Genomic DNA, 12529 nt, shown 5'->3' on the forward strand with positions numbered 1-12529 from the left:
CGCATTGACAAAAAAGCAACAATTCAATTACAAATGGCGCGGCGGATATGCTATAACCGATGCAAGTAATGGCCGAGACGCTTTCGCCGCGACAAAGATTATGCAACAGTGTGAAGCGAGTCTTAAACTTCGCGGTTAAGACTTCCGTTAAACTAGCTAAAATTAATATCAGTAAATCTTCAACAACCGGGAACCGCCGTTCTTTCATCCTGAACGGGAATAACTTGCATCATCCTCACGCTCTGTGCCCTGCATTGCATTAAGTCGGAGCGACGGACTGACAATAAAAGCGCAAGGCCCCGCGGGCATGCCGGTATTCCACGGTGGGAGATTTATCATAAAAGCGCTAAGGAGATTGTAATGGCAGACAATAAAGCGACGCTGAACCTACCCGGTGAAGCGCCAATCGAACTGGACGTATTGACCGGAACCCTGGGTGCCAAAGAAATAGATATCCGCACCCTGGGCGGCAAAGGTTATTTTACCTTTGATCCCGGCTTTACCTCCACCGCATCCTGTGAATCTAAAATTACCTATATTGACGGTGACGAAGGCGTTTTATTGCATCGTGGCTATCCTATTGATCAACTGGCACTACACTCCAATTTTCTTGAAGTCTGCTACATCCTGCTGAACGGCGAAGCGCCGACCCGGGAGCAGTATGACGAATTCCGCGATATCGTCACCCGCCACACCATGGTGCATGAGCAGATTACCCGTCTGTTCAACGGTTTTCGCCGCGACTCGCATCCGATGGCGGTATTATGCGGCGTGACCGGCGCGCTGGCGGCTTTTTATCATGATTCGCTGGACGTTAATGTCGAGCGCCACCGCGAAATAGCGGCGTTCCGTTTATTGTCCAAGATGCCCACGGTTGCCGCGATGTGTTACAAATATTCCATCGGCCAGCCGTTTGTGTATCCGCGCAATGATCTTTCCTATGCCGGTAATTTCCTGCATATGATGTTCTCCACGCCGTGCGAGGAGTATGTGGTTAATCCCGTCCTGGAACGCGCGATGGACCGTATTTTGATCCTGCACGCGGATCACGAGCAAAACGCCTCCACCTCCACCGTGCGTACCGCCGGTTCGTCGGGTGCCAATCCGTTCGCCTGTATCGCCGCGGGTATCGCGTCGTTATGGGGCCCGGCTCATGGCGGCGCCAACGAGGCGACGCTGCGGATGCTGGAAGAGATTTCAAGCGTCGAGCATATTCCGGCGTTTATTGAACGCGCCAAGGATAAAAACGACTCTTTCCGTCTGATGGGCTTCGGTCACCGGGTTTACAAGAACTATGACCCGCGCGCCACCGTGATGCGCGAGACTTGTCATGAAGTGCTTAAGGAACTGAAGCTGTCTGACGATTTGCTGGCGGTGGCCATGGAGCTGGAGCATATTGCCCTGCATGATCCGTACTTTATCGAGAAGAAGCTGTATCCGAACGTGGACTTCTATTCGGGTATTATCCTGAAGGCCATGGGCATTCCGTCGACCATGTTTACCGTGATTTTCGCCATGGCGCGTACCGTGGGCTGGATTGCCCATTGGAAGGAAATGCATGACGACGGCGTTAAGATTGCGCGTCCGCGTCAGCTGTATACCGGGTATGATAAACGCGAATTTACATCGCAGATCAAATAAGTCTGGCGAGCCATGGGCGCTGGATCGGGCGGGAACACTACGCCCGATTCGACCCCATTGGCACGCTCTCCCTTGAACACGTCTGCATTGAGTCCAGCGTTAGCGGGCCTACCGCGCCATGGGGCTCGGTTTGGCGGGAACACCACGCCCGATTCGACCCCATTGGCACGGTCTCCCTTTAACACGTCGGCATTGAGTCCAGCGTTAGCGGGCCTACCATGCCATGGGGCGCTCGGTCGGGCGGGAATACCACGCCCGATTCGACCCCATTGGCACGGTCTCCCTTGAACACGTCTGCTTTGAGCCCGGTGTTGGCGGGCCTACCGCGCCATGGGGCGCTCGGTCGGGCGGGAACACCGCGCCCGATTCGACCCCATTGGCGCGCTATCCCTTTAACACGCCTTGTGCAATAACGGTGTTGACGAGCCTGGGATGTCAGACGCCGCTTACGCGGCGTTTTTTTATGGTTTAGCTGAGCGCGCCGCCGCTAATCTTCGCATCTTGCTCGGTTTGCAGCGCGGTGCGGATGGCAATGTCCAATCCCGCCGTTATGATATCCGCCGCCATGCTGGGCGCATCGGCCAGCGCCGCCGCCTGCTGCGGCAGGTAGGGCGTATGGATAAATCCTCCCCTGGCGCCATAGTCCAGTTGGGCCAGGCGATGCAGCAGGCCGTACATCACATGGTTGCAAACATAGGTGCCGGCGCTTTGCGATACCTCGGCCGGGACGCCCGCATCACGCATGGCCTGGACCATGGCTTTGATGGGTACGGTGGCGAAATAGGCTGCCGGTCCGCCGTTGATGATCGGCTCGTCGATGGGCTGCTGGCCGAGGTTATCGGCAATACGCGCATCGTCGATATTAATCGCCACACGCTCCACCGACAGGCGCGCCCTGCCGCCCGCCTGCCCCACCGCCAGGATAAGCGCGGGCCGGTGGCGATCAATCAGGTCGTTAAGCATGTGCACCGAGCGGCCATAGACACAGGGCAGTTGACAGGCGATAACGGTGGCGTCGCCAAGGCGACGTTGATGGAATTGTTTTACCACTTCCCATGAGGGATTGATCTGTTCGCCCCCAAAAGGCTCAAAACCGGTCAGCAGGACGGTTTTCATACTCCACTCCCTCGTATTGTCGACGACTATCAGCACCGCTATTTTTCAACAGAGTATTTTTTTATCGCTGTTTATCTTGTCATTTTTTCAGGGCCGGCGCTTAGCCCGTTACATCATAAAATAGAGCAGGAAAATATTGACCGCCAGTAGGGTTAAGCCGGTGGGTATTTGCGCTCTGATCACCGCATAGCGGTCGGGTAATTCCAGCAGCGCCGCCGGCACCAGGTTGAAATTGGCCGCCATAGGCGTCATCAGCGACCCGCAGTAGCCGGAAAACATGCCGACCGCCGCCATCACCGCCGGGTTGCCGCCGTGCTCAAGCACCAGGATCGGGATACCGATGCCGGCGGCCACGATGGGAAACGCCGCGAAGGCATTGCCCATGATCATGGTCAGCGCCGCCATGCCCACCGCAAATACCGCCACCGCGATAAAACGGTTATTTACCGCCAGATAGGTTTCGGTGAGGTGCGCAATCGCGCTGCCGACGCCGGCGCTGGTGAACAGCAGCCCGAGGGTGGCGAGGATCTGCGGCAGGATAAAGGCCCAGCCGATGGAATCAAGCAGACGCCTGGCCTCCTGTACCGACTGGAGCGGCCGGTCGTGGGTATACCTCAGGGCAAGAAGCAGGCCGATGATACAGCCGCAGGTCATGGAAAACAGCGTCACCAGGGTGGCGTTATTGCCGGTGCCGAACAGCCCGTGCTGTAGCGCGGGAAGGTTATTGAACAACAGTACGCCAGCCACCGTCACCACCGGGATAACCAGCGCCGGAATAAACAGGCGATTGCCCAGACGGCGGGCGCTTTCTTCACGCTCTTGCGCGCTGCGCCGATGATAGCCGCCCAGCCGTACCCCGCCGAAACCGGCAATGAGCGCCATCAGAATCACCAGCACGCCGACGCCGATATGCAGCGCGCGCTGCGCATCGGCTCCCGGCCCAAGAAACCGCGCCGTCAGCGCATAGCTCCAGTCGCCAACCAGGAACACCAGCCCGTAAAGCCCCCAGAAAACGCCCGTCAGCCAGCGCCGGGGGTTGGCTTTGTCGCGCAGCGACATCACCGCGACAATCAGCAGCACTACGCCCGCCAGCCAATAGAGATAGTTTTGTTGAAACGTCATTTTTCGCTCCCCGCCGACTGTAATGCAGCCTGGTTGAGCGCCGTGAGCTGTGCCGCCAGGCGCTGGTCCATGCGCCTGAGGCGAAACGCGTGGATCAGGAAGGCGAAGATGGCGGTGGGCACGCCATACAGGGCGATATGCAAGGGTTCGGTCTGGATGCCAGCCGATTCCAGCATAAAATTGTGCATGAAAATAATGGCGCCGAAGGCGACAAAAATATCCTCGCCAAAAAATAACCCGACGTTATCGGTGGCGGCCGCCATGGCGCGCAGGCGGTAGCGTACGTCCTGCGGCAAATCGCCATAGCGGTTTTCGCAGGCGCCTTCGGCCATCGGCGCCAGCAGCGGGCGCACCATTTGCGGATGACCGCCCAGGCTGGTCAGGCCCATGGCCGCCGTCAGTTCGCGCGCCAGTAAATACACGATCAGCAGCCGCCCGGCGGTGGCGCGCTTGATTTTGGCGATCCAGTGCTGCGCATGCTCCTTTAAGCCATGACGCTCCAGCAAACCGATTACCGCCAGGGGGATCAATAAAATAAACGCCAGGTTACGGGTGGCTAAAAATCCCGAACCGAGTTTTTCCAGGATGAGGGTGATGGGCATATGCGCCGCAAGGCCGGTAATGACGCCGGCGATAATGACTACCAGCACAGCGTTCACGCGCAGCAAAAATCCTATGATAATCGCCAGGATGCCCAATAAAGGCCAAAGGTTTACCGCCTGTTGCATGATGAGATCCTCGAAGACGAATAAAAAGAATGAGTGGCACAACGGGCCCATGGGCGTCAGATTACCAATAAATCAGCGGCGCGGGAGATAGGGAATACCTATAGAAGACAAGAGGGTAATAACGCGGCGCCGCTGATCCGGCGGCCATGCCTGGTCAGCGGGGCAAGCGCGCGGTCATGACGCGGCGATGGGGATGCCCTGGTCGAGAAAACAGGCGTGTATGCGCCGGGCAAACGCCAGCGCGTGGGGGCCGTCGCCATGCAGGCAGACGGTATCCGCCCGCAGCCTGATCCACTCGCCCGCAGGCGTGCGGACCCGGTTCTGGCGTACCATCTCCAGCGTACGCGCCAAGGCCTGGTCCGGGTCGGTAATCAGCGCGTCCGGCTCGCCGCGAGGCACCAGGCTGCCATCCCGGCGGTAATGGCGATCGGCGAAGACCTCGTGCCTGACGGTAAGCCCCAGGCGCTCGCCGGCCTTGATCAGTTCGCTCCCCGCCAGGCCCACCAGGCGCAGGGATGGGTCGACGTCTTTGACCGCGCGGGCGATGGCCTGCGCCAGGGCCGGATCGCGCGCGGCCTGGTTATAGAGCATGCCATGCGGTTTGACATGGACCATACGCCCTCCCTGCGCACGGGTGATAGCCGCAAGCGCACCCAGTTGATACACCACCTGGGCATAAACGGTTTCCGCCGGCAGCGCCATCGCGCTGCGGCCGAAGTTTTCGCGATCCGCAAAGCTTGGGTGGGCGCCGATGGCGACGCCATAGCGCAGCGCCCAGGTTACCGACTGGCGCATGGTGTCCGCATCGCCGGCATGAAATCCACAGGCAATATTGGCCGAGCTGATCAACTGCAGCAACGCTTCATCGTGCGCGCCGCCTTCACCCAAATCGGCGTTGAGATCCATTAGTTCACCTTTGCGTGTGTTCCGGCCGGCGGCGTAGACGGTACCTCCTGCTGCCGGGTAAGTTCAAGCTGCCAGGCGATCTGCTCCAGGTAACGCTGCTGATCGAGCCAGGCCCCCTGGGCCTCTTCCAGCGTACACTGGATAAAATGGATCGGCTCGCCCAGGCGGATCTGCGCCAGATGGAACAGATCGGCGGCAATAACGCAGGCAATACGGGGGTAGCCGCCGGTCGTCTGGGCGTCAGCCATCAGCACGATAGGCTGGCCGCCGTGCGGTACCTGCACTACTCCCGGCAGCAAACCATGCGAAAACAGCTCGCGATCGGTATTGCGGATAAGCGTCGGGCCCTGCAGGCGATACCCCATGCGATTGCTTTGGGGGCTGAGCTGCCAGCTGGAACGCCAGAAGGCATCCTGGGAATCAGCGCTGAATTCACGGTATTCAGGGCCGGGCAACGCGCGCACCCGGTTGCCGAACAGCAGTTGCCTGATACCCATTTGCCGGGTCGGCTGATATCGCGGCTGGCCGGCGCGCAGTACATCGCCGTCGCCAATCATCCGGCCCTGGTGGCCGCCAAATCCCGCTTTCAAATCGGTGCTGCGTGAGTTAAGCACCACCGGCACGTCGAAGCCGCCGGACACCGCCAGATAGCTGCGCATGCCGTGTTTCGGCGTTCCCAGCTTCAATGTCTGGCCAGGTTGGACCTGGAAGCGCCAGCCGGTCCAGACCGGTTGGCCATCCAATTGCGCATGGCAATCCGCGCCGGTCAGGGCCACCCAGCCCGCGGCGGTAATATCGGCGCTGAATTGGCCAAGGGTAATTTCCAGCACGGCGGCTTGCGCGTCATTGCCCACCAGCAGATTGGCCATTTGCATGGCCGGCAGATCAAGCACCCCGCCCTGGCTGATGCCAAGGTTACGGTAGCCGGTGCGCCCCCCGTCCTGGACGGCGGTCATCATGCCGGCGTGTATAACCTTCAACATACGCCCTCCTTTTGCGGCACGAAGCGCACATTATCACCGGGCAGCAGCAGCGTCGGCGATGTGTTCAGCGGGTCAAACAGCTTAAGCGGCGTGCGGCCGATAATTTGCCAGCCGCCGGGTGTGGCCAGCGGATAAACCCCGGTCTGTTTACCACCGATGCCGACCGACCCCGCCGGTACGGACAAGCGCGGCTCGGCGCGGCGAGGGACGGCCAGGATCTCCGGCAATTCGCCCAGATAGGGAAATCCCGGCTGGAAACCCAGAAAATAGACGATATACGCCGCACCCGCATGGCGCTCCACCACCTGCCGCGGCGACAGGCCGGTTTGCTCAGCCACCCAGGCTAAATCCGGGCCGCTTTCGCCACCGTAAACCACCGGAATCTCCACCTCGCGCGCTTCGGGGGTGATGGCATCGCTCTCTTCCCACCACATTTGCAAACGCTCGATGGCATCCAGCGCCGACTGCTGGGGATGGGTCAGCAGCACGGTGAGATTATTCATGCCGGGAATGGCCTCGCGCACCTCGTCGTGGTGCGCCAGACGTGCGGCCAGCCCCCAGATCCGCCGCTGGCTCGCCAGGGTAACCGGGGGTTCCAGCTCAAGCACCACGGCGCGCTCACCTAATAAATAACATCTAGCCCGTTGCAACCAGACCTCCTGAAGACCTGTTTCGGCGCCGGCTACGGTTTCGCTATGTACTTTTTAAGAAAATTATAAGCCGGTTAACCAAAGGTTTATTTGCAGGTACTGTAAAGCGTTTCCGGGCAAAATGTAATAGCCGCCGGTCAAGCCGGATTGGGAATATCGATAAACGTCACGTCAAAACCATGCGTTCGCGCCAGCCAGTCGCCCAGCGCCTTGATGCCGCCCCGTTCGGTGGCGTGATGGCCGGCGGCAAAAAAATGCAGGCCCATTTCCCGGGCGGTATGGATGGTTTGCTCCGACACTTCGCCGGTTATAAACGCATCCATCCCCGCGCGCGCCGCCTGTTCGATAAACCCCTGCCCGCCGCCGGTACACCAGGCCAGGCGCGCGATCAGCGCCGGCGCGTTATCGCCGCAGTGCAATACCTCGCGCTCAAGGCGCATTTCCAACCGGCGAAGGAGCTCCTGCGCGCTGACGGCGGGATTCAACTCACCCCACGGCACCAGCGGCTCCAGCTGTCCCTTGACGCTGATATCCAGCAAGGCGGCCAGTTGGGCGTTGTTGCCCAGCTCAGGATGGGCGTCCAGGGGCAGATGCCAGGCAAACAGATTGATATCGTGCGCCAGCAGGGTTTTCAGGCGCCGGCGTTTCATGCCGGTAACGACCGGTGGCTCGTTCTTCCAGAAATAACCGTGATGCACCAGGATCGCATCGGCATGATGTTCCACCGCCGCGTCCAGCAGCGCCTGGCAGGCGGTAACGCCGGTGACGATACGTTGCACCTCGGCGCGCCCCTCTACCTGCAGGCCGTTGGGCGCATAGTCCTGGAAGGAAACGCTGTTGAGATGCCGATGGATAAGTTGTTCCAATTCATTGTTACGCATACTGAGAATACCTTCTGTCGCAAGAACCCCGACGTTTACCCCGTCCCGGAGCTCAGCCCCAGGTTTTTGGCGGCTTGATACGCCGCCAGGGTGGTTTGGCGTGCGCTGCCATGATCAACTATCGGCCGGGGATAATCCAGTCCGGCGTGGCCGGCCCCGGGCCAACGGTGAGGTTCATGCACATAGCTGTCCGGCACCGCCGCCAGCTCCGGCAGCCAGCGGCGGATAAACACGCCCTGTTCATCGAAGCGGCGTCCCTGGGTGGTGGGATTGAATATACGAAAATACGGCGCGGCGTCGGTGCCGGTGGAGGCGGCCCATTGCCAGCCGCCGTTATTGGCGGCAAGGTCGCCGTCAATCAGCCGGGAGATAAAATACCGCTCGCCTTCGCGCCAGTCGATAAGCAGATCTTTTACCAGGAAGCTGGCGGTAATCATGCGCAGCCGGTTATGCATCCATCCGGTTTGGTTCATCTGGCGCATGGCGGCATCGACGATAGGGTAGCCGGTATTGCCCTGCTGCCAGGCGGCAAGCAGGGCGTCATCCCGGCGCCACGCCACATGGCGGGTCCAGCCGATAAACGGCTGGTGCTTGCATAGGGCGGGATATGCCACGATCAGGTGACGATAAAAATCACGCCAGATCAGCTCATTGAGCCAGGTAAACGCGCCGCTGTCGGCATGTTCCAGCACCTGGGGATAAGCGCTGCGCAGGCGATTATAGCACTGGCGCGGGGAGAGTACGCCCAGCGCCAGATAGGCGGACAGCCTGCTGGTGGCGTCCTGGGAGGGAATATCGCGCATCTTGCGGTAGTCCTGCATTTGCTGATGGCAAAAGGTACGCAGCCGCGACAGCGCGACGTCCTCGCCCGCGGGATACGCCTCCCCCGGCGCCTGCCGGGGATAATCAAACGGGGCCAGGTCGTCCGCCGTATCAGGCGCCGCGTTTATCCGGCGCGACGGCGCGGGCAGGCATTGCGGATCGGCCTCGGCCAGCTTGCGTAGAAAGGCGTTGCGAAACGGGGTAAACACTTTATACATGCCGCTGTCGCCGGTGCGCACGCTGCCGGGCGGCAGCAGCGTACCGTCGTCAAACCCCTGGCATATCACCTGGCCGTCCAGGGCCTGCTCCAGCGCGCGATCGCGCCGCTGCTCGTTAAATTCGTACTGGTAGTTGTAGAACAGCGCGTCAGCCTGTTGCCGCCGGCAGAAATCCGTGAGCCATGCCACCGAGGCATTAAAATCGGGACATTGATGGTAATGCAAAGCAATGCCGCGCGCCGTCAAGCCATGGCGCAGCGCCGCCAGATTGTCCAGCAGGAAAGCCGCCTGGCGCGGCGCCATGCCGTGCAGGCGCCATTGCTCCGGCGTGGCGATATAGACCGCCAGCACCCTGGCGTCAGGATCGCGGCAGGCGGCATAGAGCGCCGGGTTATCGTGGATGCGTAAATCCGCGCGCAGCCAGACAAGATGTGTTTTCATGGGCTCTTCCTTGATAACGGTGAAGGGCGGTCAATGCCCGTAACGTAGCCGCAGGGCTTCCGGATAGGGTTCAAAATAGCGTTGCTGCGCCAGCCAGGCGTCAGGATATTCGGCCATATAATGCTTAAGCAGCGTAATCGGCGCCAGCAGGGGCTGCATGCCCTGCCGGTAGCTGTCGATGAGCGACGTCAGTTCCTGGCGCTGTTTTTGCGTCAGGTAACGATGGAAGTAGCCCTGCGCATGCATCAGGACATTGGTATGGTTCGGCCGTGTGGCGTTGTTCGACAGCAGCGCCATCAGTCGGTTACGGTATTCCAGGGCAAAACTTTCAAGCGTAGCAAAGCGATCCATGGCTGCGACAAACGGCCCTATCTGCCGGTACTGCGGCTGGGAATGAGCCAGCAGCAGCAATTTATAACGGCTGTGGAACGCCATGAGCCCGCCGCGCGTCAAGGGCTGTTGCAGCAGTTGATTAAACTCGTACAGCGTATAAACCCTGGCGACGAAATTCTCGCGCAGTTGCGCGTCGTGCAGCCGGCCATCTTCCTCCACCGGCAGCCACGGCAATTGCCGCATCAGTTCCCCGGTATACAGGCCGACGCCGTTTTTGCGCGCGCCGGCGCGATCGTAGACCCTGACCCGTTCCATTCCGCAACTGGGCGATTTGGCGCAGACGATGTACCCGCAGAGATCGCCCAGCGTTTGCACCTGCTGCTCGGAAAACGACTGCATCGGCTGCGTCAGATCGTCGTCGTTTTGGTTTTTGCCGGTGCGCATGGCGATGCGGCCTTGCTCGTCCCTGACCAAGCGCAGCGCCGGCCGGGGGGTGGGCAAACCGATGGCCATTTCGGGGCAGATGGGCGCAAAACGCACGTAGGGAGCCAGTTCGTCCATGGCAAACGCGAAGCGGCGGTGTCCGCCGTCAAAACGGACTTTTTCTCCCATCAGGCAGGCGCTGATGCCGACGGGGATTTTATTGCCCATGCATGACTCCCACATATGATCGATCGTTAAGCAAAGCGTAGACGATTATCCTCCGGCCCGCGGCGGGTTTGCGACAAAAGTCCCGCAGGTTAAAGCGCGGGCCGCCGATGCCGGCGTAGCACGAAGAGTGCGCTTTTTTAGCCCATAAAGCGTCTTGTTTAGCGTAATTTTACGCGCCGCGCCGCACGCTTTGCGCGGTTGCGGCAATGTTCCCCGGCCGACGCGGGATCGTATAGAGATAAAGATTCACCGCGCGGGGATATACGCGGATAATACCCAGGCGAGCAGGCGCTTTTTTTATGTTACCCTGCCGCTGGACGCGCCCGCCCGCTATGACGCCACAGGAGGAAACGTGAGCACCCTGACCGCCAATATCCTGATAATCGAAGATGAGGACGCCATCCGCCGTTTTGTCCGCCAGGCGCTGGAACGCGAAGGCTACCGGGTATTTGAGGCGGCCACCATGGAGCGCGGCTTGCTCGAGGCGGCCAGCCGCAAACCAGATCTCATCATGCTCGATTTGGGGCTGCCGGACGGCAACGGCGTGGATTTTATCCGCGATTTACGTTTGTGGAGTTCAATCAGCGTCGTGGTGCTGTCGGCCAGAAGTGACGAACAGGATAAAATCGATGCTCTGGACGCCGGCGCGGAGGATTACCTGACCAAGCCCTTCGGCATCGGGGAACTGCTGGCGCGCGTACGCGTCGCGCTCCGGCGTCCGCTGCGCGGCGATGAAAAGCCCGCGACGGTGAATTTTGCGGCGGTGAGCGTGGATCTGGCCAACCGCCAGGTGACACGTGACGGCGAGCTGTTGCATTTAACGCCCATCGAATTCCGCCTGCTGGCCGTCCTGATTGCCCATCAGGGCAAGGTCCTCACCCAACGTTATCTGCTGGGAGAGGTCTGGGGGCCCAACGCGGTGGAACACAGCCATTACCTGCGCATTTACATGGGCCATCTGCGGCAAAAGCTGGAGCGGGATCCGGCCCAGCCCAACCACCTGCTGACCGAGACCGGCATCGGCTACCGTTTTATGCCCTAGGCGGCTGTATCAGCCTGGCGTTAACCCGCCGCGCCCGGTCCCTTCTTCAACAACTGCATAAAATCGCGAAACGGTTCACGCAGCGGCGCAAACAAGGGATGTTTGCGATGTTCCATCATCACCTCCGAGAACAGCTTGAGGCCGATGGCGAAAGACGCGGTTTTCTCAGGTCCGAAGGCCAAATCCTCCCGCCCCTGTAAGCGCGTCGCGATGCCCAGGATTTCATCGTGGTTTTCAACCTCGAACGACAGCGCGGGCATATCCAGCGGCTGGCCGTGTTTATCGGCGATGGGCGCCACGGTAATTTTGTATTTATATCCCGCCATGATTTTCCTCCGCCGGCGCCGCCAGCACCTGCGCTATAGTATTAACCGCCTCCAGCAAGGCGGTGTTTATCCGCTCGACCTGCGCCGGCGTCAGGTCGGCGCGCAGCATATTGCCGCGTAACAATCCCTTTAATTGCCGCATGCTGTCGGTTATGCCCGGGATCAGGCTGCCTTCCCCGCGTTTGCCTGCCTGGGCGAGCCGCTCGAACAGGGCGGTAATCGCCGCCTGATGCCCGGCCAGCTCTTCCTCGCCCGCCGGGGTAATCTGGTAGTTCTTACGGCTCTGGCCTTCGGCGGTGACCGACATCAGGAAGTCCTGATCCACCAGCAGGCTCAGGGTCGGGTAAATTACGCCTGGACTGGGAATGTACAACCCGGAAGAAGCCAGCTCGATTTCCTTGATCAGCTCATAGCCGTAGCTGGGTTTGCGGGCCACCAGCGCCAGCAGGATCATGCGCAGATCGCCATGGCCGAACAGACGCTGCGTCCTGTGTTCGCCGTCATGGTGCCCGTGGCGCTCATGGTGTCCCCTGCCGCCATGCATACCGCCACGGTCGTGCAAGGCATAATGATGATGATAAAGCATGGTTCTCTCCCGGTTATTTAGATATATCTAAATTAACGTATAACAAAAAAAAAGCAATAAAAGATATATCTAAATGAGGATTT

At 60.0% G+C, this 12529-nt stretch carries 13 protein-coding genes; 2 read left to right on the forward strand and 11 right to left on the reverse strand.

Features of this window, described 5'->3' with window-relative positions:
• Positions 1-360 precede the first annotated feature (360 nt).
• On the forward strand, positions 361-1641 hold the full coding sequence (locus ABUK12_RS09560) for a citrate synthase (RefSeq protein WP_410016050.1): 1281 nt from the start codon (positions 361-363) through the stop codon (positions 1639-1641).
• 468 nt (positions 1642-2109) lie between these two features.
• Here ABUK12_RS09560 and pcp read toward each other — a convergent pair whose 3' ends face one another.
• From pcp to ABUK12_RS09605, 9 genes are all read right to left on the reverse strand, one after another.
• A complete protein-coding gene (pcp, locus tag ABUK12_RS09565) occupies positions 2110-2757 on the reverse strand; it encodes a pyroglutamyl-peptidase I (RefSeq protein WP_410016051.1) in 648 nt (215 codons plus the stop codon).
• 108 nt (positions 2758-2865) lie between these two features.
• Complete coding sequence (locus ABUK12_RS09570; protein WP_410016052.1) at positions 2866-3879, reverse strand: DUF979 domain-containing protein; 1014 nt, start codon at positions 3877-3879, stop codon at positions 2866-2868.
• Complete coding sequence (locus ABUK12_RS09575; protein WP_410016053.1) at positions 3876-4607, reverse strand: DUF969 domain-containing protein; 732 nt, start codon at positions 4605-4607, stop codon at positions 3876-3878. Before ABUK12_RS09575 ends, ABUK12_RS09570 begins: the two co-directional genes overlap by 4 nt.
• Before the next feature lie 174 nt (positions 4608-4781).
• Positions 4782-5513: a 5-oxoprolinase subunit PxpA gene (gene pxpA, locus ABUK12_RS09580; RefSeq protein ID WP_410016054.1), complete on the reverse strand. Its 732-nt coding sequence runs from the start codon at positions 5511-5513 to the stop codon at positions 4782-4784.
• Entirely contained in the window at positions 5513-6496 is a 984-nt protein-coding gene (gene pxpC, locus ABUK12_RS09585; protein ID WP_410016055.1) for a 5-oxoprolinase subunit PxpC, read from the reverse strand. Before pxpC ends, pxpA begins: the two co-directional genes overlap by 1 nt.
• The gene (gene pxpB, locus ABUK12_RS09590; RefSeq protein ID WP_410016056.1) at positions 6490-7146 is read right to left on the reverse strand and encodes a 5-oxoprolinase subunit PxpB; all 657 of its coding nucleotides are present in this window, start codon (positions 7144-7146) and stop codon (positions 6490-6492) included. The genes pxpC and pxpB overlap by 7 nt, the downstream gene beginning before the upstream one ends.
• A gap of 137 nt (positions 7147-7283) precedes the next feature.
• Complete coding sequence (locus ABUK12_RS09595; RefSeq protein WP_410016057.1) at positions 7284-8027, reverse strand: type 2 GTP cyclohydrolase I; 744 nt, start codon at positions 8025-8027, stop codon at positions 7284-7286.
• 35 nt (positions 8028-8062) lie between these two features.
• Positions 8063-9508 carry a deoxyribodipyrimidine photo-lyase gene (gene phrB, locus ABUK12_RS09600; RefSeq protein WP_410016058.1) on the reverse strand — a complete coding sequence of 482 codons (1446 nt, stop codon included), beginning with the start codon at positions 9506-9508 and terminating at the stop codon, positions 8063-8065.
• Positions 9509-9538: 30 nt separating this feature from the next.
• Positions 9539-10492: a YbgA family protein gene (locus ABUK12_RS09605; RefSeq protein ID WP_410016059.1), complete on the reverse strand. Its 954-nt coding sequence runs from the start codon at positions 10490-10492 to the stop codon at positions 9539-9541.
• Positions 10493-10853: 361 nt separating this feature from the next.
• On the opposite strand from ABUK12_RS09605, the gene kdpE reads away from it, so the two are divergent.
• Entirely contained in the window at positions 10854-11534 is a 681-nt protein-coding gene (kdpE, locus tag ABUK12_RS09610; protein WP_410016599.1) for a two-component system response regulator KdpE, read from the forward strand.
• Between the two features lie 20 nt (positions 11535-11554).
• Here kdpE and ABUK12_RS09615 read toward each other — a convergent pair whose 3' ends face one another.
• On the reverse strand, positions 11555-11860 hold the full coding sequence (locus ABUK12_RS09615; RefSeq protein ID WP_410016060.1) for a DUF3861 domain-containing protein: 306 nt from the start codon (positions 11858-11860) through the stop codon (positions 11555-11557).
• Entirely contained in the window at positions 11847-12446 is a 600-nt protein-coding gene (locus tag ABUK12_RS09620; protein ID WP_410016061.1) for a PadR family transcriptional regulator, read from the reverse strand. The genes ABUK12_RS09615 and ABUK12_RS09620 overlap by 14 nt, the downstream gene beginning before the upstream one ends.
• Positions 12447-12529 lie beyond the last annotated feature (83 nt).

The sequence above is a fragment of the Sodalis sp. C49 genome (assembly GCF_046352915.1).
In the GTDB taxonomy this organism is placed as follows: domain Bacteria; phylum Pseudomonadota; class Gammaproteobacteria; order Enterobacterales; family Enterobacteriaceae; genus Acerihabitans.